The organism is Massilia aurea (assembly GCF_014200505.1).
Lineage (GTDB): Bacteria > Pseudomonadota > Gammaproteobacteria > Burkholderiales > Burkholderiaceae_D > Telluria > Telluria aurea_B.
Genome location: NZ_JACHBX010000001.1, coordinates 689,947 through 710,086 on the forward strand (window position 1 = coordinate 689,947; position 20,140 = coordinate 710,086).

At 65.7% G+C, this 20,140-nt stretch carries 18 protein-coding genes; 7 read left to right on the top strand and 11 right to left on the bottom strand.

Annotated features, from left to right (window positions below; all coding sequences use genetic code 11):
• From HD842_RS02985 to HD842_RS03005, 5 genes are all read right to left on the bottom strand, one after another.
• Positions 1-441: a phosphate ABC transporter substrate-binding protein gene (locus HD842_RS02985; RefSeq protein ID WP_183550758.1), complete on the bottom strand. Its 441-nt coding sequence runs from the start codon at positions 439-441 to the stop codon at positions 1-3.
• A gap of 5 nt (positions 442-446) precedes the next feature.
• The gene (locus tag HD842_RS02990) at positions 447-1,733 is read right to left on the bottom strand and encodes a hypothetical protein (protein ID WP_183550761.1); all 1,287 of its coding nucleotides are present in this window, start codon (positions 1,731-1,733) and stop codon (positions 447-449) included.
• A gap of 166 nt (positions 1,734-1,899) precedes the next feature.
• Positions 1,900-2,433 carry a M48 family metallopeptidase gene (locus HD842_RS02995; RefSeq protein WP_183550764.1) on the bottom strand — a complete coding sequence of 178 codons (534 nt, stop codon included), beginning with the start codon at positions 2,431-2,433 and terminating at the stop codon, positions 1,900-1,902.
• A gap of 148 nt (positions 2,434-2,581) precedes the next feature.
• The gene (locus HD842_RS03000; protein ID WP_183550767.1) at positions 2,582-2,923 is read right to left on the bottom strand and encodes a KGG domain-containing protein; all 342 of its coding nucleotides are present in this window, start codon (positions 2,921-2,923) and stop codon (positions 2,582-2,584) included.
• A 154-nt stretch (positions 2,924-3,077) separates the two neighbouring features.
• A complete protein-coding gene (locus HD842_RS03005) occupies positions 3,078-4,109 on the bottom strand; it encodes an NADP-dependent oxidoreductase (RefSeq protein WP_183550770.1) in 1,032 nt (343 codons plus the stop codon).
• Between the two features lie 127 nt (positions 4,110-4,236).
• Between HD842_RS03005 and HD842_RS03010 the strand changes: the two genes are divergently transcribed.
• Positions 4,237-4,779 carry a YaeQ family protein gene (locus tag HD842_RS03010; protein WP_183550773.1) on the top strand — a complete coding sequence of 181 codons (543 nt, stop codon included), beginning with the start codon at positions 4,237-4,239 and terminating at the stop codon, positions 4,777-4,779.
• Between the two features lie 40 nt (positions 4,780-4,819).
• The gene (locus HD842_RS03015) at positions 4,820-5,299 is read left to right on the top strand and encodes a copper chaperone PCu(A)C (RefSeq protein ID WP_183550776.1); all 480 of its coding nucleotides are present in this window, start codon (positions 4,820-4,822) and stop codon (positions 5,297-5,299) included.
• 37 nt (positions 5,300-5,336) lie between these two features.
• On the opposite strand, the gene HD842_RS03020 is transcribed toward HD842_RS03015, so the two are convergent.
• The gene (locus HD842_RS03020; RefSeq protein WP_229424572.1) at positions 5,337-6,110 is read right to left on the bottom strand and encodes a head GIN domain-containing protein; all 774 of its coding nucleotides are present in this window, start codon (positions 6,108-6,110) and stop codon (positions 5,337-5,339) included.
• A 196-nt stretch (positions 6,111-6,306) separates the two neighbouring features.
• Here HD842_RS03020 and HD842_RS03025 point away from each other — a divergent pair, with 196 nt between their 5' ends.
• Positions 6,307-6,789, top strand: a complete 483-nt coding sequence (locus tag HD842_RS03025; protein ID WP_183550779.1) for a DMT family transporter — start codon at positions 6,307-6,309, stop codon at positions 6,787-6,789.
• Between the two features lie 72 nt (positions 6,790-6,861).
• Positions 6,862-7,983: a type IV pilus twitching motility protein PilT gene (locus HD842_RS03030; RefSeq protein ID WP_183550782.1), complete on the top strand. Its 1,122-nt coding sequence runs from the start codon at positions 6,862-6,864 to the stop codon at positions 7,981-7,983.
• A 25-nt stretch (positions 7,984-8,008) separates the two neighbouring features.
• On the opposite strand, the gene HD842_RS03035 is transcribed toward HD842_RS03030, so the two are convergent.
• The 4 genes from HD842_RS03035 to HD842_RS03050 all read right to left on the bottom strand — a co-directional run bounded on the left by HD842_RS03035 (position 8,009) and on the right by HD842_RS03050 (position 11,235).
• Positions 8,009-9,283 carry a cytochrome c gene (locus HD842_RS03035; protein WP_183553552.1) on the bottom strand — a complete coding sequence of 425 codons (1,275 nt, stop codon included), beginning with the start codon at positions 9,281-9,283 and terminating at the stop codon, positions 8,009-8,011.
• Positions 9,283-10,005 carry a c-type cytochrome gene (locus HD842_RS03040; RefSeq protein WP_183550786.1) on the bottom strand — a complete coding sequence of 241 codons (723 nt, stop codon included), beginning with the start codon at positions 10,003-10,005 and terminating at the stop codon, positions 9,283-9,285. Before HD842_RS03040 ends, HD842_RS03035 begins: the two co-directional genes overlap by 1 nt.
• A gap of 61 nt (positions 10,006-10,066) precedes the next feature.
• The gene (locus HD842_RS03045) at positions 10,067-10,666 is read right to left on the bottom strand and encodes a 3'-5' exonuclease (protein WP_183550789.1); all 600 of its coding nucleotides are present in this window, start codon (positions 10,664-10,666) and stop codon (positions 10,067-10,069) included.
• Positions 10,667-10,704: 38 nt separating this feature from the next.
• Positions 10,705-11,235 (bottom strand): ProQ/FINO family protein, encoded by a 531-nt coding sequence (locus tag HD842_RS03050; protein WP_183553554.1) that lies wholly within the window; start codon positions 11,233-11,235, stop codon positions 10,705-10,707.
• 927 nt (positions 11,236-12,162) lie between these two features.
• Here HD842_RS03050 and rpoD point away from each other — a divergent pair.
• From rpoD to HD842_RS24345, 3 genes are all read left to right on the top strand, one after another.
• Positions 12,163-14,529 carry an RNA polymerase sigma factor RpoD gene (gene rpoD, locus HD842_RS03055; protein ID WP_370660812.1) on the top strand — a complete coding sequence of 789 codons (2,367 nt, stop codon included), beginning with the start codon at positions 12,163-12,165 and terminating at the stop codon, positions 14,527-14,529.
• A gap of 298 nt (positions 14,530-14,827) precedes the next feature.
• Complete coding sequence (locus HD842_RS03060) at positions 14,828-15,622, top strand: transporter (RefSeq protein WP_183550795.1); 795 nt, start codon at positions 14,828-14,830, stop codon at positions 15,620-15,622.
• A gap of 12 nt (positions 15,623-15,634) precedes the next feature.
• Positions 15,635-17,239, top strand: coding sequence for a methyl-accepting chemotaxis protein (locus tag HD842_RS24345; RefSeq protein WP_183550798.1), 1,605 nt, complete (start codon positions 15,635-15,637; stop codon positions 17,237-17,239).
• A gap of 4 nt (positions 17,240-17,243) precedes the next feature.
• Here the strand turns inward: HD842_RS24345 and ppc are convergent, their stop codons facing one another.
• The gene (ppc, locus tag HD842_RS03070) at positions 17,244-20,069 is read right to left on the bottom strand and encodes a phosphoenolpyruvate carboxylase (protein WP_183550801.1); all 2,826 of its coding nucleotides are present in this window, start codon (positions 20,067-20,069) and stop codon (positions 17,244-17,246) included.
• Between the last annotated feature and the right edge of the window lie 71 nt (positions 20,070-20,140).

Below are 20,140 nucleotides of genomic sequence, written 5' to 3' on the forward strand. Positions count from 1 at the left end.
TCACTGCAGCACCAGCACCGGGCGCACGGACGGGTCGAGCGCAGCGCGCTCGATGTAGCCGATCATCGACGGGTTGTCGGCCACCATGCGGCGCACGGCGGCGTCGCTTGGGGCTTCGCGCGGCGGCTGGCCGCGGCCGGTAAAGACCATCTTCGACCAGTGGGCCTTGAGCAGCGCCGGGGTCTTGCCGGTGAGCTGGCGATAGAACAGGTCGCGCTGCGCTGCGCCCAGCCCCTGGTCGATGGCGACGGCGGCCGCGCCATCCGGGAAGCTGCCCGTCTGGCCGAGGAAGATGGCGCTGACCTGCTCGGCGTTGAGCACCGGGTTCGGGTTGCGGCTCGAGACGATGACGACCAGTTCGGCCGACGCGCTCGTGGCGACGAAGCACAGCGTGCACAGGGCCAGCAGGTGGCGGGAATAATTACCGAGGCGTGTTTTCATCGGCGTCAAAAGACAAAGTCCAGCGCAATGCTGGTCACGTTAGTCGTGCGGTCCGAACGAAACGCAGGCGTGGAATTGATCAGGGTGCCGCGCGAACCGCCGCGCGGCCGCACGCTCTCGAACTGCAGCTTGAGGGCGACGTTGGTGGCGACGTCCCAGCGTACGCCGGTGCTCCAGGTGGTCTGGATCGGAATCGTTGCCAGAAGCGTGTTCAGCGCGCCATTGATCTGGGCGGCGCCGGCAGCGACCGGCGGGGGCAGGCCTTGCAGTGACAGGCCGGGGTCGGACGTGGCCACATCGGCGCGGATCTGCGCATAGCCGACGTAGGGCGTGAATGCGCCCTGGCGCCAGCCGGCGCCGACATACACCGACGTGCCGCCGCCGAGCAGGGAGTCGGTGCGGGTACGTCCCGTTTCGGCGGTGACGAACCATGCACCGGGGTCATAGCTGGCGCCCGCGCTGATCATCGACACGCGCTTGTTGACGATGGCGTAGCGCTCGGCCAGCATCTGGCCCTGTGGGCCGAACATGCGCAGGCCCGCGAACAGGTCGGCGGCGATGTCGGTGTTCAGGCGCGCGCGCGCGGCCGACAGGCGTACCGTCAGGGGACCATAGTCGATGCTGTGCGACAGGCCCAGGATGTTTTCGGCATCGATTTGCAGGCCAAAGCCCAGGTCCTGGTCGGTGCTGCCCGAGAACACCTGCGTTGCGTGGCGCACGGCGCCGGCGTTCCAGCGCCAGGTCGCGTCGACCCCGTCGCTGCTTGAAATCGGCAATGCGCCATAGACTTCGACCGGCGTGCGGACCCACGGAATGGTGTAGCCGACCTTGCGCGATTCGGCGCCAAGAAAGACGGGCAGTGCGATGCGACCGACGCGTACGGCGAGGTCGGGCGTCATCTGGTACTTGATATTGGCCCACTCGACGCGCGGATGGTAACTGCCATTCAGGCGCTGCTCGCTGATGACCTGCAGCACGCCTGACCAGGCGCCCTGGCTGACGTCGAGCTGGGCGGCGAGGCGGCTATCGACGTCCGGGCTCCACGAGCCTGACACGCCGGCGCCGCTCGCGCGCAGGATGGACGAGCTGAAATCGGCCTCGCGGTTGTTCGAATGGACCACGCCGAGCGTGCCGAAGCCGGACAGCTTCCACGTGGGACCTGCGGCGGTGTCAGGCGCCGGGTCGGCGGCCTGTGCTTGTGTCTGCGCCTGTGCATACAACGGCGTGCAGGCGAGCACACAAGTGGCAAATGCGGCAGGCAATAGCGTGCCGGGAAAATAGTGCGAAAGCATGTGATGTGATGTTGGCGCCATGGGCCTGAGCGGTGTCGGGTGACGCCGGGCCAGAACCTGACGACTCTAGCGAAGCGCTCCTGCAAAGTCGAGCGGAGCACGACAAGACAAGCGACTGATGACGGTTTTTGTTGCGTATGCGCAACGACAGTTGCACATGGTAACATCAACGCGGAAGCGGTGCCGGTTCGGCGTTCCACAAGCGTGCGCCCGCCAGATCGAGCCACGTCAGGTACAAGCGCACGTCGAATTCCAGCTGGTGGTAAGCCGGTTCCATCCAGCAGCACAGCTTGTAGAACGCCTTGTCGTGTTCTTTTTCTTTCAGGTGCGCCAGCTCGTGTACGGCAATCATGCGCAGGAATGGCAGCGGCGCATCACGAAACAGGCTGGCGATGCGAATCTCGTGCTTGGCCTTGAGGCGTCCGCCCTGGACGCGCGAGATGGCCGTGTGCAGGCCCAGTGCATGCTGTACCACCTGGATCTTGCTGTCGAAGGCGACCTTCGAGACCGGCGCCGCCTGGCGCAGGTATTCGTCCTTCAGGTCCTGGACGTAGTCGTACAGGGCGCGGTCGGTGCGGATGCCGTGCGGCGCCGGATAGCGCTGGCGCAGCGTGTCGCCAAGACGGTCTTGCGCGATCAGGCCGCTGACCTGCGTGCGCAGTTGCTCGGGATAGGCGGTCAGGTATTTCAGGGTGTGCATAAGCCGGGCAATGTACCACAGGGGGTGGCGCCGTGCCTGGCGGATATATAGAGCAGGCGACTGCGGCCGATGCAGCCGATGCAGCCCACGCAGGCGGCGCCGTAGAAAAGCGTCGTTCCCGCACCGGCTGGGAACGACGCTGCCAGAGCTAGCTGTCCTTGCTGCTCTGGCGATTGCCCTTGTCGGCCATGGCCGCTGCCGCCGCGCGCTGCGCCGATTGCCGGCTTTCGCCGCCCTTGCGGCCGATGTCGGCCATGTGCGCGCGGTTGCGGCTGACGGCTTCGCCGCCTTTCTGGCCGGCGCGGCGCGCTTCTTCGGAATCGAATTCGTGCGCCGTCCCTTTTTGATGCGCCGCCTGGCCGCCCTTGCTGGCGATTTCACGTTGCTGGTTCTGGTCCATCGCCGCGAAACCCCGCTTGGCCGGTTGCCCGCTCTTCTGGGCACTGCCGGTCGCCGTCTCCTTGCTGCCGTTCTCTTTGCTCGTCGCCATGTCGATCTCCTTGTGCCCGTGGGGCTGTCAGTGGAAGAGGTCGTGCCCGATGCCACGAGCGCACACAGGTTGCGCTCTCGTGTTTAGAGAAACGTGGTGAGCGTTAGTTCCACCGTTTTCACGCGAGGGGCGGCCAGAGACGGTATCGGTGCGATTAGGCGTCGGCCACCTTGAGTACCAGCTTGCCCAGGTTGCGGCCTTCGAACAGCATCAACAGCGCCTGCGGGAACTGCTCGAAGCCGTCGACCACGTGCTCGTGACTGGCGATCTTGCCCGCCGCCAGCCATGCGCCCAGTTCGGCCACGGCCTCGTGGTAGCGCGGGGCATAGTCGAACACCACCATGCCTTCCATCCGCGCGCGGTTCACCAGCAATGCCAGGTAGTTCGCCGGGCCCTTGACGGGCGCGGTGGCGTTGTATTGCGAGATCGCCCCGCAGATCACGATCCGCGCCTTCATGTTGATGCGCGTGAGGACGGCGTCGAGGATGTCGCCGCCGACATTGTCGAAATAGACGTCCACGCCCTGCGGGCAATGCTGCTTGAGCGCCGCGTGCAGGCCGCCCGCCTTGTAGTCGATGCAGGCATCAAAACCCAGTTGCTCGACGACGAAGCGGCATTTCTCGGCGCCGCCAGCAATGCCCACCACGCGGCACCCCATGCGCTTGGCGACCTGGCCGACGGTCATGCCGACGGCGCCGGCCGCGCCCGAGACCACGACCGTGTCGCCCGCCTTGGCCTGGCCGACCTCGCGCAGGCCGAAGTACGCCGTCATGCCCGGCATGCCGAGCAGGTTGAGCCATGCGGTAAGCTTGCCCACATTCGGATCGATTTTGACGAAGCCGGCGTTCTTGTCATCGGCCGGGCCTGACCAGTAGCGCTGCACCCCGGTGCCGCCAGCGACATGGTCGCCCACCGCAAAGCGGGGCGAGCGCGACGCCACCACGACGCCCAGCCCGCCGGCGCGCATGACTTCGCCGATGGCAACCGGACGGATATACGATTTGCCTTCGTTCATCCAGCCGCGCATGGCCGGGTCGAGCGACAAATAAAGTACCTTGACCACGATCTCGCCCTCGGCGGGCGCCGGCACCGCCTGTTCGTGCAGTTGCCAGTCGTGGGCCTGCGGCAGCCCGACCGGGCGAGCAGCGAGCAGGAATTGCTGATTGGGTGGAAAGGTGTCGGTCATGCGGGTCTCCCTGGCTGGTTGGATGATCTGTGCCAGGAAGTCTATACCGCGCCGTCGCCCGGCGCGCGCTGCGCATGCGACAATAGCGGGTTCCTCTACCGATCAATCCGTTCAAAGCACCGCACCAATGGCTATCAAAGCGACCATCTACAAGGCTGACCTGTCGATTGCCGACATGGACCGCAACTATTACCAGGAACACAGCCTGACGATCGCCCGGCATCCGTCCGAGACCGAGGAGCGCGTGATGATCCGCGTGCTGGCCTACGCGCTGCACGCCGATCCGGCGCTCGCGTTCACGAAAGACCTGTTCGACGTCGACGAGCCGGCCCTGTGGCTCAAGGACCTCACCGGCGCCATCGACTTGTGGATCGAAGTGGGCCAGCCCGACGAAAAGCGCCTGCTGAAGGCGGCCGGCCGGGCCGAGAAAGTGATCGTCTACAGCTACAGCGCAACGAGCAGCATCTGGTTCAAGGGCATCGCCAACAAGATCGAGCGTGCCAAGAACGTCAGCGTGATCAACATCCCGGCCGAGATCAGCGCCCAGCTCGAGAAAATGGCGTCGCGCTCGATGGCGCTGCAATGCACGATCCAGGATGGCCAGGTGTGGCTGACCGATGGTACCGACACCGTGCTGGTCGAGCGTGAAGCCTTGCGCGGCGCAGTGTAAGATTGTATTTTTCACTGACTTCAACTAGCCAAGGATTGCCATGACCCGTCACCTGATCGCCGCGCTTGCCGCGGGCCTGTTTTCCGTCTCCGCGCTGGCCCAGGTCACCGTCACCGAACCCTGGGTGCGCGCTACCGTGCCGGCTCAGAAAAGCACGGGCGCCTTCATGCAACTGCAGTCGGCCACGCCGGCGCGTCTGCTCGAAGTGCGCACGCCGGTGGCCGGCCGCGCCGAGATCCACGAGATGGCGATGGAAGGGCAGGTGATGCGCATGCGTCAGGTGAAGAGCATCGATCTGCCGGCCGGCAAGCCAGTCGTGCTGGCCTCAGGTGGCTACCACGTGATGCTGCTGGACCTGAAGCGCCAGCTGAAAGAAGGCGAGAACGTCGAGCTGACCCTGGTGGTGCAGGACGCCGCCGCCAAGCGCCAGGAAGTGAAAGTGTCGCTGCCGGTCATGCCGCTGACGCACAGCGGCAAGCCGGCAGCGCAGGATGCGCACGCGGGCCACGCCGGCCACTGATCTGCTGAGCCGCTGGGCGCAGCGGCTCACTGCACCATCAGCGCGGCGCGTTGCCGATGCGCCGCACTTCTCCCGAGCCCGCCACGCTGCGGCTCACCTTGGGATCGCCGTAATAGCCGACATCGCCCGACCCGGCGATGCTCGCGCGCAGGTCATTCTTTGCCCATACTGTCGCGTCGCCGGATCCGGCGATGCTCACGCGCGCCGAATCGGCGGCGATCTTGCCCATGTCGACATCGCCTGAACCACCGATCGACACCGACAGTTCGCGTACCGCGCCGCCATCGGCGCGCAGGTCGCCGCTGCCGGCCACGCTGGCGGAGACCGTCTCGGCCTCCAGCCGCGCGATCTGGATCTTGCCCGAGCCGCCGACGTCCAGGTCCAGGCGCTTGCCGCGCAGGACATCCGCATCGATGGTGCCCGAGCCGCCCAGCGACAGACGATCGATCTGGCGTGCCGTCACGACAATCTTGAGGTTGCGGGTGCGTAGGTTCAGGTTGCGCTTGGCGGGACGGATGCGCAGCATGCCGTCTTCGACGCGCGTCTCGACCAGGGCCTGCAGATTGTCATCGGTCTCGACCGTGACGCTGTCGACGTTGCCAGTACGCAGTTCCAGCCGGCCCGGCAGGCCCAGCGCGATGCCATTGAACGACTCGACCTTGCGCGCCTGGCGCGTGACATTGCCATTGCCTTCGACTTGTTCGCTGCCGAATGGCCAGGCCATGGCCGCAGGGGGCGCTACGCTGCAGGCGAGGACGGCGGCGAGCATCAGGGCGCGCAGGGCAGGGGTGGAATAGGCGTGACGCGACATGGTGGGGCTCCTTGAAAGGCGGTGGGAATGCTGCACATCCTGGCAGGACGGCCCCGTGCTGCCGAGCCGTTTGCGACAGACTGCGCGCGCCGTGGTGTGAAATGCAACTGTGCGGATTAAGCCGCGCGCTCCGACGATCCAGCACGCCCACGCAAGATGCACTAAGATAGTGCGCTTTTTGCAACGGAGTAGTGCGATGAACGTGATTTTATTGGCGATGGCATTCTGTGTGGGCATGGCCATGTCGGTGCAGGCGGCGATCAACAGCCAGCTGGCCCATTCGATCGGGGCCAATTCGATGATGGCGGCGCTGGTGTCGTTCACCTGCGGCACGGCGGTGCTGCTGGCGGTGGCGCTGGCCAAGAGCGGCGTCGGTGGCCTGGGCGCGACGCTTGCGGCCTTACCGTCGCAGCCGGCGTGGAAGTTCCTGGGCGGCTTTCTCGGCGCGGCGTTCGTGTTCGGCACCGTGTTCCTGGCGCCGCGCATCGGTCTTCTCAGCCTGATCGTGCTGGTGATTGCCGGGCAACTGCTCAGCTCGATGGCCATCGATCACTTTGGCCTGATCAATATGGCGACGCGCAAGGTGTCCGGCGTGCGCATTGCGGGTGCGTTGGTGGTGGTCGTTGGCGTGACGATCACGGTGTTCGGCGAGCGCATTGTTGCGAGTATGTCACGCTGAAGATTTTTTTCTTTTCTGCAATATTCAGGTTCTATAATGGTCGACACTTGATCTTTTACCAGCATCGGCCAGATGGAACATCACCAGTCCTCGCAGATCCCCACCCTGTCGTATATCGAGAACGAAGACCATCCGGTCTTCGAAACGCTGGTCCAGCAGATCCTGCATCTGCTGAACTCGAAGCTGGTGTTTTCGGACATCATCATCCACCAGAACAGCCCCTTGATGCTGCGTCAGCCGAAGGGCCTGGTGGCGGTGACCGATTCGCCGATCACGAAGGAAGAGCTGGAAGAATTCTTCGACGTCATCGAGCCGAACTGGACGCAGCGCATCGCGTCGCGCGCGTTCGACCGCTCGATTGACCTGCACACGGCGCGCATCCGTGCCAACTGCTTCCGCTTCCAGGGCGGCAAGCGGATTGGCTGCGTGATCCGCCGCTTCCCGAAAGAGCCGATCCCGCTGGCCGACCTGGGCCTGTGGGACGACGAGCGCGAATTCGCCAGCCTGACCAGTGGCCTGGTCCTGATCATCGGCGACACCTGCCAGGGCAAGTCGACGACGATCGCGTCGATCCTGGACGAGATCAACCGCCACCGCTCGGGCCACATCATCACCATCGAAGACCCGGTCGAAACGCTGATCCCGCAGCGCCGCTGCATCATCACGCAGCGCGAAGTGGGCGAGGACGGCGACGTCGACAGTTATTACCTGGGCGCCCTCGACGCGCTGCGCGAGCGGCCGGACGTGATCGTCATCGGCGAGATCCGAGACGCCGAGACGGCGCAGGAAGCGCTGGCGCTGGCCGAATCCGGCCCGCTGGTGCTGGCGTCGCTGCATGCGCGCTCGACCGAACTGGGCCTGCAAAAGATGTTGCGCTTGCTGGGCAACACGGACGCCCAGGCACAAGCGCTGGCCCACGCACTGCGCGGCGTGCTGTGCCAGGCGCTGCTGCCGTCGGTGGAGGGCAACCATTATCACCTCGCCACCGAATGCCTGACCCCGAGTCCGGCGGTCGTGCGCATGCTCGAAACAGGGGACCTGGGCAGCATCCGCGCGCACATGAATCGCGGCATCGATGCCGGTTGCCACACGATGAATGCGTCGCTCGAAGGCTTGCTGGCCTCGCACAAGGTGCGACTGGAAGATGCACGCAATGCCACCACCGATCGGGTGGCGTTTGCCGATATGGTGTGAGTCGCCCGCGGCTCAGTCCAGTGACTCAGTCGAGCGACACCGCCCGATAGCGATTGACTTCGCTCGCCGTCACCGGCGCGCCGGCATTGCCCCAGCTGGCCCGGATCCAGGTCAGCACCGCCGCCACCTGCGCGTCATCGAGTTCATGCCCGAACGGCGGCATCCCGTACGGCCGTGGATTACCGCGCGTGCCGGGCGGGAAGCCGCCGTTGACCGTCATCCGGATCGCGTTCACGGCCGGCGTCATGGTCACGGCGCGGTTGCCGGCCAGCGGCGGGTAGGCCGGCATGCGTCCCTTGCCATCGTCGCCATGGCATGCCGCGCACTGCGCCCCGTAGATTCGGCCACCTTCGGCCAGCACCTGTTCAGCGGCAGGCAGCAATGCCGGCGTGGGCTGCGCACGCACGGGCGTGGCGGCGAGCGACTTCAGGTAGCCCGCCATCGCGCCCAGATCGTCGGGCGTCAGGTACTGCAGGCTGCGCGCCACCACTTCGGCCATCGGCCCGGTCGCTGCGCCGCGCGGCGAGATGCCGGTACCCAGCAGCGCCACGATATCCGCGTCGCTCCAGTCACCCAGGCCCGCCTCATGGTTGGCGGTGAGCGACGGCGCGTACCAGCCGAGGGTCGGGATCATGCCGCCAGCCAGCGCGCCATCCGCCGCGCCCAGGCTGTTGCGGGTGCTGTGGCAGGCGCTGCAGTGGCCCAGGCCTTCGACGAGGTAGGCGCCCCGGTTCCAGCTGGCGCTGCGCGCCGGTTGTGCGGCGTATTCAGCGGGCCGGAAGTACAGCAGGCGCCAGCCGGCCAGTAACGCCTGCTGGTCGTACGGGAAGCGGATATCGTGCGGCCGGTTCGCCTGGCGCTGCGGCGGCAGGCTGCGAAAGTACGCAAACAGCGCATCCGCATCGGCGCGCGTGACCTTCGTGTAGTTCGTGTACGGGAAGGCCGGATACAGCAGGCGGCCGCTTGGTGCGATGCCATTGTGCAGCGCATTCCAGAAGTCGTCGGCGCTCCAGGCGCCGATGCCGGTGTCGCGGTCGGGCGTGAGGTTCGGGCCGTAAAAGCGCCCGAACGGCGTATCGAGCGCCCGCCCGCCTGCATACGCCACGCCGCCACGCGCCGTGTGGCAGGCGATGCAGTCGCCGGCCTGCGCCAGGTAGGCGCCGCGCGCGATATTGGCGGGCGTGGATGCCCAGGCGGCGGGCGAACTGGCCGGGACGAAGTCGGCGCGCGGCCATGCCAGGGCGATCGCCAGGCCGACTGCGACCACCACCGCCAGCAGGACGATGCGCACGGTCTTCATCATGGCGCGCTACCGCAGAGGATCGGCAGCGGCCGGGGTACGGCATCAGCCGGCCGTGGGTCGGCCGGCATCGACTGCGCCGCCAGCCAGCCCGAGACGGCGGCGACATCGTCGGGCGACAGGCGCGCCGCTACCTGGCCCATGCAATCGGGTGCATGGGCGCGCCGCACGCCATTGCGCCAGGCGCCGAACTGCGCGTTGATGTAATCGCGCGGCAGGCCAAGCAGGCCCGGGATCGCGGGCTGCACGCCGGTCAGGCGCGCGCCGTGGCAGGCGATGCAGGCCGGGATGCCGCGGGTCTGGTCACCCTCGTGCACGAGCTGGCGGCCCCGGTCACGCTGTGCGGGCGACAGGTTGACCGGCGTCGGCGGCAGCACGGTCGGCGCCTGCGCCGCAAAATGCGCGGCGATTTCGCGCAGGTAGGCGTCGGGCAGGTGCTCGGTGAGGTAGGTCATCACCGGGTAGTGGCGCCGGCCGTTCTGGAAATTGCGCAGCTGGTGATACAGGTAGCCGGCCGGCTTGCCGCCGATGCGCGGATAGAAGCTGTCGTTGACGGGATTGCCGCGCGCATCGACGCGCGCATGGCAGGTGGCGCAGGCGAGCAGGCGCTGGGTGAGGGTGTCGGGAACGGGTTGGGGCGCAGCGTCGGCGATGAGCGCGATGGTGCACAGGAGCGTGCAGAAAAGCGCGGCAGCGGGCCAACGGAAGCGTCGAGATGGCATGGATTCACCGGCAGCATGGACGCTGACGATGATAGCGCGAATATTGAACGCCGCGCGGGATTTACACTGCCGGGGTTTCGGTCTTCCAGCGCCGGTAGATCCGCAGCGCCGCATGCGCGTCGTCTGCCGCATATTGCAGCTGCTTGTCCGACAGGTGCGGTAGCGACCAGTTGGTGGTCGTGATGCGCTTGGATTTTTGCAGGCGCTGACCGAAGAAGCGTTCCACGGCACTCTTTGCACCCAGCGGATTCTTTTCGCCGCGCCGGCGCAGCGCCGTCGACAGATCGAGCACGTGGCGCAATTCGATGCCGAACTTGGACTTCAGCCGCTTGACGTCGTCACCCAGGCCAAAACCCACCTTGAGGATGCTGCCAGAGGCCAGCACGGGTTCCAGCACGGTGAAGGCGAGGGCGTTGCCAGCGGGCGTGGCGGTCTGGAACAGAAAAGCAAAGTCGTCGGTGGCCAGCTGCACCAGGTGCGGCCCGGTCGAAACTTCGCCCTTGGCGAACGTTGGCTTGGATTCGGTGTCGAAGCCAATGACATCGGCCGCGAGCAGCGCCGCGAGCGCCTGCTGCGCGTCGGCGTCGGACCGTACCAGCCGCACATGGGCCGGGTCGATGCCGATGTAGGCGGGCAGCTCGGGTTGCAAGTCGAGTTGCATTCCTTCTGCTGCCGCGTCCTTCAAGGCGTCTCCCGAATTCAAGTCTTCGAGAACTTGGACGCCAGCGCCTGCAGCTTTTCCTGGCGCTTGCGGTTGTTTTCTTCTTCGAGGGCGGCGTCGCGCTCGGCCTTCTTGCGATCGGCTTCTTTCTTGAAGCGCTGCTGCAGCTGCTCTTTGGCGTGCAGGCGGTGTGCTTCAGGCACTTCGGCGCCGGCGGTGCCGTCGAGGTCGTAGCGGACCTTGGCTTTTTCCATCGCGCGCAGGTAGCGCATCGAGCCGGTGTGGATGCCGAGGGCGGCGCGCATCGTTTTCTTGTCCAGGCCCGGCATGCGTGCCTGCAACTGCTTGTCGATACCGATCGACAGTGGCAGGCAGTCACGGAAGGCGGGATACTCCTGCTGGAGTTGCTTGAGCAGCGAGCGCGCCGACTGGCCTGATGCCGGGGCAGGGGCGGCAGCCGGGGCTGCTGGCGCTGCCGGCTCGGCTGGCGACTGCGTTGGCTGCTGTGCATCCGGGGTGGCTGGCGCGGCGGTGGTGTCGACGGACTCTGCAGGGGTATTGGTATTCATTGACTTCATGGTAAGAACAGGATTGCGAAGGATAGCACGGCGCTAAAAGCCGCATTGTACTAGTTCCACTAATAAATGTTGAGAAAGACGCACTGCGATGAAGCATTGAAACGCGAAATCGTGTATGATCCGCCTCTTGCCTTGAGTCCGGCTTGCGCCGGCGCAGACCAGCAAGAAGGTCATCATGCCGGGGCAATGCACCCGGTGACACGTGCAGATCCCTCACCGTATCGAGCAATGATCACCAAAACTTGCATTGGGGCGTAATGGCCCCATCTCCTATTCTTCTAGAAAAATAGATGCAAGCCCGTGTTAGCGGGCTTTTTTTCGTTCCGACATGCACAGCACGATTTTGAACAGCGACCAACGCCACCTGCCCGCAGCCCCGATATTACGCCGGCGCGCGCACCGAAGGGCAGGTCGGGCTTGAAGTCTGGCATGTCCGCCCTAAGGTAGGGCCACTTCCGTTCCCCATTCCCAGGTCCCGTACGCGGGGCCCGCTGGATTATTGACTTCGCAGGCGCGCTACTCGCCTCGACTGGAGAGTTTTAAGCTATGAAAAACACCGCCAAGACATTGACACTGACAGCGAAAAAAGCCCCGGCCAAGGCATCGGCCCCGCTGGCAGTGCCTAAAACCGCCACTTCCTACTTCCTCGAAACGGAAGCGGCGGCCAAGGTCACGGTGGTCAAGACCCGTTCGCGCCTGGCGACGCTCAAAGCCCAGGCCGACGCGATCCTGGCCGCCGGTGGCCCTGCCGCCGAGCCGGTTGCCGCCCCAGCCGTCGCTGAAGCCGCACCCGCAACAGTGGCGCCAGTGGCCGCCGCGCCAGTGGAAGCTGCCGCGCCGGCCGAGATCAGCGCGCCTGAGCCTGTCGCTGCTGCCGCCGACACCGCGCTTGACGCGCACGATCCCGCCGACGACTACATGCCAACGCAGGCCAAGCCAGCCGCGCCACCGGTCATCGTGCGCAAGCGCGGCCGTCTGGCAGCACTGAAAAACGCCGAGCCGGAAAGCGACGTCGCTGCCGAAGCTGCACCGGCCGAGGCCGTGGCCCCCGCCGTTGCCGAGACTGCCCCGGTGGCCGAGGAAGCGCCGAAAGTCGTGCGCACCCGCACCGCGCGCCGCGTTGACGCCAGCCCGGCGTCCGTCGCCGTTGCCCAGACCAATGCCGTCGGCACCGTCAGCAAGACCACCGACGCCGCTGCGCTGGCGGCGATCGACACGTCGGGCTACCTGCTGCCGCAGGTGAAGGTGCCTGGCCGCCGTGGCCGCAAGCCAAGCGAATTCGTGCCGGAGAACGACGAAGTCGCGGCGCTGAACGCCGTCGAGCGCGCCGAAATGAAGGCCGCATCGAAAGTGCGTGAGCGCAAGGCCAAGGGCATTGCGCTGCTGAAGGAAGAAGGCTTCTCGGAAACCGAACTCGAGCGCCGTCGCCAGCAGTTGAAGAACCTGATCAACATGGGCAAGGAGCGGGGCTTCCTGACCCACGCCGAGATCAACGACCACCTGCCGGAAAATATCATCGATCCGGAAGCGATCGAAGGCATCATCGCGACCTTCAACGACATGGGCATCGCCGTCTACGAGCGCGCGCCGGAAGCCGAAATGATGCTGTTGTCGGACCAGGCCGTGACGCCGACGAGCGAAGACGAAGTGGAAGCGGCTGCAGCAACCGCACTGTCGACCGCCGACTCGGACTTTGGCCGCACGACTGACCCGGTGCGCATGTACATGCGTGAAATGGGCGCCGTGTCGCTGCTGACGCGCGAAGGCGAAATCGAAATCGCCAAGCGCATTGAGCAGGGCCTGAAGGACATGGTCCAGGCAATCTCGGCCTGCCCGACGACGATCTCGGAAATCATCGCGCTGTCGCACAAGATCGCCAACGATGAACTGAAGATCGACGACGTGGTCGATGGCTTCGTTGACATGAACGACACCCCGGCGCCTGCTGCCTCGGTCGCCCACGCCGCTGCGATCAGCGAAGAGGACGACGAAGAAGAAGAGGAAGAAGTCGAAGAAGAAGAGGGCGACGTCAACAGTGGCGCCGCTGCCGGCTACTCGCCTGAGCAACTCGCGCAACTGAAGAAGAGCGCGCTCGAGAAATTCGCGCTGATCGAGCAGCAGTTCGACCTGATGGGCCACGCGTTCAAGAACAAGGGCTATGGCTCGCCGGCATACGAAGATGCGCAAGCCGTCATTTCGTACGAACTGCTGGGCATCCGCTTTACCGCCAAGGTCGTCGAGAAGCTGTGCGACACGCTGCGTGGCCAGATGGACGAAGTGCGTTCGATCGAGCGCGCCGTACTGGACATCTGCGTGAACCGCTGCGGCATGCCGCGCGCCCACTTCATCAAGGTCTTCCCGGGCAACGAAACCGATCTGCAATGGGGCGACCGCGAAGTCGATTGCGCGTATCCGTACAGCGCGGTGCTGAGCCGTAACCTGCCGGCGATCAAGGAACTGCAACAGCGCATGATCGACCTGCAGGCGCGCGTGGCGCTGCCGCTGGCCGACCTGCGCAAGATCAACAAGCAGATGGCGGCGGGCGAAAAGCGTGCACGCCAGGCCAAGCGCGAGATGACCGTGGCCAACCTGCGCCTGGTGATTTCGATTGCCAAGAAATACATCAACCGCGGCCTGCAATTCCTGGATCTGATCCAGGAAGGCAATATCGGCCTGCTGAAAGCGGTCGACAAGTTCGAATACCGTCGCGGCTACAAGTTCTCGACCTATGCGACGTGGTGGATCCGCCAGGCGATCACGCGTTCGATCGCCGACATGGCCCGCACGATCCGCGTGCCGGTGCACATGATCGAGACGATCAACAAGATGAACCGCATCTCGCGCCAGATCATGCAGGAAACGGGCAGCGAGCCGGATCTGCCGACGCTGGCCCTGAAGATGGAAATGCCAGAGAACAAAGTTCGCGAGATCATGAAGATCGCGAAAGAGCCGATTTCGATGGAAACGCCGATGGGCGAGGATGGCGATTCGCAGTTGGGCGATTTCATCGAAGACAATGCCACGCTGGCCCCGCTGGACGCCGCACTGCACGCCTCGATGCGCAACGTGATCAAGGAAGTGCTCGACTCGCTGACGCCGCGCGAAGCAAAGGTGCTGCGCATGCGTTACGGCGTCGAGATGTCGAACGACCACACGTTGGAAGAAGTGGGCAAGCAGTTCGACGTGACCCGCGAGCGGATTCGCCAGATCGAAGCCAAGGCGATGAGCAAACTGCGTCAGCCATCGCGCTCGGACAAGCTCAAGACCTTCTTGCACAATCAGTAATTCGTCATACAGCGTCGGTCGTCTCGACGTGAAAAGCCGCCCGGTTCGCACCGGGCGGCTTTTTTTGTGCTGGCCTGTCAGCGGCAGTCGACGCCATGTACGCGCCACCTTCCAGAATAAATCATCGACATGCCCCGGACACGATTCTTTGTCACTCTCCCAAGTAAACCGTGGTTGTCAATACACACGTTTTATTGAACAGCAGAAATAAATTCGGACAGATGTTCTATGCCCCCCGATTTTTGCAATACTTGGCCTGTACTTCAGGCCTTGATTTCCTTCCTTGAAAGACCGCAACATGCCTTCCACCCAATACCCACGCCTTGCCAAATCCTGTCTCGCCAGCCTCGCGCTGCTGGCCCCGCTGTCCGCTGTCGCTGGCGATGACGTGATCGTCACCGACCGGCCCGATTTCGTCGAGTCCAGCAATGTGGTCGGCCGTGGCCGGTTCCAGATCGAGACCAGCGTGCTGGCCGAGCGGGACAAGTCCGATGGCGTGCGCGCGCGGACCTACAGCATGCCGACGCTGCTGCGCTACGGCGTGGGCGACGTGCTCGAACTGCGGCTCGAAACCGACGGCCGTACGGTGCAGCATGCGGGCGGCGAGGGCACGTCCGCCGGCTACGCCGACACGGCGCTCGGCGTGAAATGGCATGTGCAGGACGAGGCGCCGGGGCGGCCGTCGGTGGGTGTGCTGCTGCATGCCGACCTGGACAGCGGGTCGCGGACCTGGCGCGGTCAGGGCGTGCGCCCGTCGCTGCGCGTGGCCGCTGAATGGGAATTGCCGGGCGACCTGTCGCTGGGCGTGATGCCCGGCATCGGCCGCGAGCGCACCGAGGACGGCAAGCGCTTCGGCTACGGCATCCTCGGCGTGGTGCTTGGCAAAGAGCTGACGCCGACCTGGCGCGCATTCGTCGAAGTGGCGGCGCCGCAGATCGCCCGCAGCGCCAACGGCGGCACCGTGGCCACGTTCGACACGGGCATGGCGTGGCTGCTGTCAGACCGCTGCCAGCTCGACACCATGCTGTCGCTGGGCCTGAACCGGCGCACGCCCGATGCCGCGCTCACGGTCGGGCTATCGTTCAAACTGTAGGGAGAAATCACCATGAATCTGACCATCCGGCACCGGCTGTTTCTATCGAACCTGGCAGCGGTTTTTCTGGCTGCCGTGGTGGCGTGCATCGCCTACAGCGCGATGTTGTCGCTCGAAACGGCGATGAATGCCATCACCGTCAACGGCAGCGCGCTGAAGCACCAGCTCCAGGCCGACATGGCGCACGACGCCTTGCGCGCCGATGTACTGGCCGCGCTGATTGCCGGACCGGATGGTGCAGGCAAGCAGGCCGACGTCCGGCGCGACCATGCGCAGCACGCGGCCACGCTGGCCGGCTTGATCGACACGCTGGCCAAGGAGCATCCCGACGCGGCGCTGCAAAGCGCCATTCCTGCCGTGCGCGCTGACGTCGACGCCTACCTCAAGAGCGTGGCGCGGATGATCGACCTGGCGTTCACCGACCCGGTTGCGGCGCGCCAGGCGCAGGCGGACTTCATGGGGCATTTCCGCAAGCTCGAAACGAGTATGGGCGAACTGAGCGACACCATCGGGGCTGGCGCGGAGGCCACGCGCGTTGGCGGCCACGAACTGGTCGTGCGCTCCGAACGCCTGCTGCTGCTGGCGTCCCTGATCTCTGTGATGCTGATGGTCGTGGTGGGCCAGCTGTCTGCACGTGCCATCCGGCGCCCGCTCGAGGAAGCGGTGGCGTTCGCCGGCCGCATTGCCGACGGCGACCTTGGCGCAACGCTCGACTGCAACGCCGACGACCGGACCGAAACCGGGCGCCTGAAGGTGGCGCTGCAGCGCATGCGCGCCAATCTGCACGGGGTGGTCAGCCAGGTGCGCGGCAGTACCGACGCCATCGAAACGGCGTCCGGTGAAATCGCCAGCGGCAACCTGGACCTGTCACGCCGCACCGAGCAGCAGGCCGGCGCGCTGGAAGAAACGGCGGCATCGATCGAAGAACTGGCGGCGACGGTCAAGCAGAATGCCGACAGCGCCTTGCAGGCCAACACGCTGACGGCATCGGCGTCCCAGGTGGCCGTCAAGGGCGGCGAAGCGGTGGCGCGCGTGGTCGATACGATGGGCGCCATTCACACGTCGTCGCGCCGCATTGTCGACATCACCGGCACGATCGAATCGATTGCGTTCCAGACCAATATCCTGGCGCTCAATGCGGCGGTGGAAGCGGCGCGCGCCGGCGAGCAGGGGCGCGGTTTTGCCGTGGTGGCGTCCGAGGTACGCAACCTGGCCCAGCGCGCCAACGCGGCGGCCGGCGAAATCAAGGTGCTCATCGACGAGTCGGTGCGGCACGCCGACAACGGGATTTCCCTCGTCGCGGCGGCCGGCGGCACGATGGACGAGATCGTGGCCAGCGTGCGGCGCGTCACCGATATCGTGGCCGAGATTGCCACTGCCAGCCAGCGCCAGGGACAGGGCATCGCGCAGGTCAACAGCGCGATCGGGGAAATCGACGCCGTCACGCAGCAGAATGCTGCGCTCGTCGAGCAGGCCGCCGCGGCGGCGGCCTCGATGCAGGAGCAGACCGCCAACCTCAGTGCGCTGGTCGGGAATTTCAAGCTGGGTCAGGCGGCGCCGGTACAGCTGGCGCCGGTGGACCGGCGCCGGCAGACCGGCGTGTTGCAACTCGCGTGAACCGTTAGCCCGTGTTGCGCAAGCCGGCCGCAACGCCGTTGATCGACAGGTGGATGCCCCGGTGCACGCGCGCATCGACCTGGCTTGCCGGATCGAGCGCCAGTGCCCGGTGCCGCCCGATCAGCTCCACCTGCAGGTGATTCAACGGGTCCAGGTAGGCGAACCGGTTCTGGATCGAGCGCGCCAGCAGCGGATTGCCCTGCAGGCGCTCGCCGGTGCCGGTGATGTCTTCCAGGATGGTCAGCGTGAGCGCGTGTTCGGCCGTGATGCGCTTGAAGATCCGCTCGCGCAGTTCGACATCGGCCACCAGTTCCGCATAACGCCGGGCGATCGGCAGGTCGGTCTTGGCCAGCACCATGTCCATGTTCGATAGCAGCGTGGCAAAGAACGGCCATTCCTGGAACATCGTGCGCAGCTCGGCCAGTTTCGCCTCGCGCTCGCCTTCGCCGAGCCAGCCATGGACCGCCGACGCGAAGCCAAACCAGCCCGGCAGCAGCAGGCGGCACTGGCCCCACGAGAAGCCCCACGGAATCGCGCGCAGGTCTTCGATGCGGCGGGTCGACTTGCGCGAAGCAGGGCGCGAACCGAGGTTCAGCTCCGCGATCTCGGCGATCGGCGTGGCCGCAAAGAAGTAGTCGGTAAAGCCGGGCGTGTCGTAGACCAGGTCGCGATAGGCCTTGTAGGCGCGGTTCGACAGCTCGGCCATCACCGATTCGAAGCGGTGCAGGCGGCCGGTCTGCGCCTCGCTCGCCGTGTTGGGCGTCAGGCTCGCTTCCAGCGTGGCCGAGACGAGCAGCTCCAGGTTGCGCCGGCCGATTTCGGCATTCGAGAATTTGGACGCGATGATTTCGCCCTGTTCTGTCAGGCGGATCTGGCCATTGACGGTGCCCGGCGGCTGGGCGCGGATTGCATCGTAGCTCGGACCACCGCCACGGCCAACCGTGCCGCCGCGGCCGTGGAACAGGCGCAGCTTGACCTTCTGCTGCGCGAACACCTCGACCAGTTTCAGCTCGGCCTGGTACAGCTCCCAGTTGGATGTCAGGAAGCCACCGTCCTTGTTAGAGTCGGAGTAGCCCAGCATGACTTCCTGCAGGTGGCCCTGCTTTGCGATCACGTTGGCCACAAACGGCAGCGCCATCCACGCATCCATGATGCCGGCCGCGCGTTGCAGGTCGGGGATGGTTTCGAACAGCGGGATCACCATCACTTCGCCCGTCGTGCTGCTGGCGCGCAGCAGACCGGTTTCCTTTTGCAGCAGCAGCACTTCGAGCAGGTCGGACACCGTCTCGGTGTGCGAGATGATGTAGTTGCGGATGGCGCGCGGGCCGTAGCGCAGGCGGATCTCGCGCGCACAGCGCAGGATCGCCAGCTCGGACGTCGTCTCGTCGCCGTAGGTATCCCATGGCGAGATCAAGGGCCGGGCACTGTCGAGTTCGCGCAGCAGCAGCGCGACCTTCGCGTCTTCGTCGAGCGCCGCGTAGTCAGGCTCGACGCCGGCGCGGGCCAGCAGTTCGGCCAGCACGCGCTCGTGGATGTCCGAACTCTGGCGCATGTCGAGCGAGGCGAGATGGAAGCCGAAGATGCGCGCGGCGCGCAGCAGGCCGGCCAGGCGCGGCATGGTCAGCATGGCGCCATGGTTCTGGCGCAGCGAGTCGGCCAGCGTTTCCAGGTCGGCCGCAAATAGTTCGGGGTCGAGGTACGGTGCGGCGTGGCCGACTTCCTTGCGCAGGATGTGGCCCACGCCCAGCTCGCGCGCGGTGGCGGCCAGGCGCGCATAGATGCCGATCAGCGCGCGCCGGTAAGGCTCATCGCTGCGGTGCGGCGAGGCGTCGGGCGAGTTCTGGGCCAGCAGCTCCAGCGCCGGCGTGACGTCCACCAGCAGTGTGGAGGCCGACAGTTCGGCGCCCAGGGCATGGACTTCGTCGAGGTAGAAGTCGAGGATCGTCGTCGACTGGCGCGTCAGTGCGTGGCGCATCGTGTCGGCGTTGACGTTCGGGTTGCCGTCACGGTCGCCGCCGATCCAGCTGCCCATCTGCAGGTAGGATGCGTGGGGTTTGGGGGCGTCATCCTGGGCGCCGTCGTCAGGGCCGTATTGTTCGTCGATCTCGAACTCGATGTCGTCGTACAGCGCCGGCAGCTCGCGCAGGAACGTGATGCGGTAGTACGACAGCGCGTTGTCGATTTCGTCGGCCACCGTCAGCTTCGAGTAGCGCAGCATGCGCGTCTGCCACAGCGTGGCGATGCGCGCATGCAGCATCTGCTCGTTGCGCTGGCGCTCGCGCGGCGTGAGCGGCGTGTCGCGCTCGGCCAGCAGGCGGGCAATATCGTGCTCGGCGTCCAGGATACTCTTGCGCTGCACCTCGGTCGGGTGCGCCGTCAGTACGGGCGAAATCAGCGCGTCGTTGAAGAATGCCTGCACTTCGTCGCGGCCGATGCCGGCGCCAGCGAGCTTGTCCAGCGCGTAGCCGATGCTGCCCGCGCGCGGCGCCGAGCCACCCAGCAGGTGCGCGCGGCGGCGGCGGTTGTGGTGCTGGTCTTCGGCGATATTGGCCAGGTGCGAGAAGTACGAGAACGCGCGCACGACCGAAATGGTCTGGTCGCGCGTGAGCCCGTGCAGCATCGTCGTGAGCTCTTTGCTGGCGTCGGGATCGTCGTCGCGCCTGAAGCGCACGGCGGTCTGGCGGATGGTTTCGACCAGGTCGAAGACCTCGGCGCCTTCCTGGTCGCGCAATACGTCGCCCAGCAGGCGGCCAAGCAGGCGGATGTCTTCTTTGAGCGGCGCGTCCTTGTCGGCGCCGGCGGTTACGTCAGGGAGAGCAGGATTGTTCATATCGACCACAAGTAAGCGTTGTGCGAGGGCGGTTGGCCACGGTCTGCAAGAGGCCCCCATGATAAAATTTG

What these genes read in the sequence shown, in the direction of transcription:
- HD842_RS03020 (WP_229424572.1), bottom strand. Translation starts at nt 6,110, where the DNA reads ATGTCGCGTCACGCCTATTCCACCCCTGCCCTGCGCGCCCTGATGCTC.
- HD842_RS02995 (WP_183550764.1), bottom strand. Translation starts at nt 2,433, where the DNA reads ATGCACACCCTGAAATACCTGACCGCCTATCCCGAGCAACTGCGCACG.
- ppc (WP_183550801.1), bottom strand. Translation starts at nt 20,069, where the DNA reads ATGAACAATCCTGCTCTCCCTGACGTAACCGCCGGCGCCGACAAGGAC.
- HD842_RS02985 (WP_183550758.1), bottom strand. Translation starts at nt 441, where the DNA reads ATGAAAACACGCCTCGGTAATTATTCCCGCCACCTGCTGGCCCTGTGC.
- HD842_RS03045 (WP_183550789.1), bottom strand. Translation starts at nt 10,666, where the DNA reads ATGCAACTCGACTTGCAACCCGAGCTGCCCGCCTACATCGGCATCGAC.
- HD842_RS03030 (WP_183550782.1), top strand. Translation starts at nt 6,862, where the DNA reads ATGGAACATCACCAGTCCTCGCAGATCCCCACCCTGTCGTATATCGAG.
- HD842_RS03035 (WP_183553552.1), bottom strand. Translation starts at nt 9,283, where the DNA reads ATGAAGACCGTGCGCATCGTCCTGCTGGCGGTGGTGGTCGCAGTCGGC.
- rpoD (WP_370660812.1), top strand. Translation starts at nt 12,163, where the DNA reads ATGCCAACGCAGGCCAAGCCAGCCGCGCCACCGGTCATCGTGCGCAAG.
- HD842_RS03025 (WP_183550779.1), top strand. Translation starts at nt 6,307, where the DNA reads ATGAACGTGATTTTATTGGCGATGGCATTCTGTGTGGGCATGGCCATG.
- HD842_RS03015 (WP_183550776.1), top strand. Translation starts at nt 4,820, where the DNA reads ATGACCCGTCACCTGATCGCCGCGCTTGCCGCGGGCCTGTTTTCCGTC.
- HD842_RS24345 (WP_183550798.1), top strand. Translation starts at nt 15,635, where the DNA reads ATGAATCTGACCATCCGGCACCGGCTGTTTCTATCGAACCTGGCAGCG.
- HD842_RS02990 (WP_183550761.1), bottom strand. Translation starts at nt 1,733, where the DNA reads ATGCTTTCGCACTATTTTCCCGGCACGCTATTGCCTGCCGCATTTGCC.
- HD842_RS03010 (WP_183550773.1), top strand. Translation starts at nt 4,237, where the DNA reads ATGGCTATCAAAGCGACCATCTACAAGGCTGACCTGTCGATTGCCGAC.
- HD842_RS03060 (WP_183550795.1), top strand. Translation starts at nt 14,828, where the DNA reads ATGCCTTCCACCCAATACCCACGCCTTGCCAAATCCTGTCTCGCCAGC.
- HD842_RS03005 (WP_183550770.1), bottom strand. Translation starts at nt 4,109, where the DNA reads ATGACCGACACCTTTCCACCCAATCAGCAATTCCTGCTCGCTGCTCGC.
- HD842_RS03040 (WP_183550786.1), bottom strand. Translation starts at nt 10,005, where the DNA reads ATGCCATCTCGACGCTTCCGTTGGCCCGCTGCCGCGCTTTTCTGCACG.
- HD842_RS03050 (WP_183553554.1), bottom strand. Translation starts at nt 11,235, where the DNA reads ATGAATACCAATACCCCTGCAGAGTCCGTCGACACCACCGCCGCGCCA.
- HD842_RS03000 (WP_183550767.1), bottom strand. Translation starts at nt 2,923, where the DNA reads ATGGCGACGAGCAAAGAGAACGGCAGCAAGGAGACGGCGACCGGCAGT.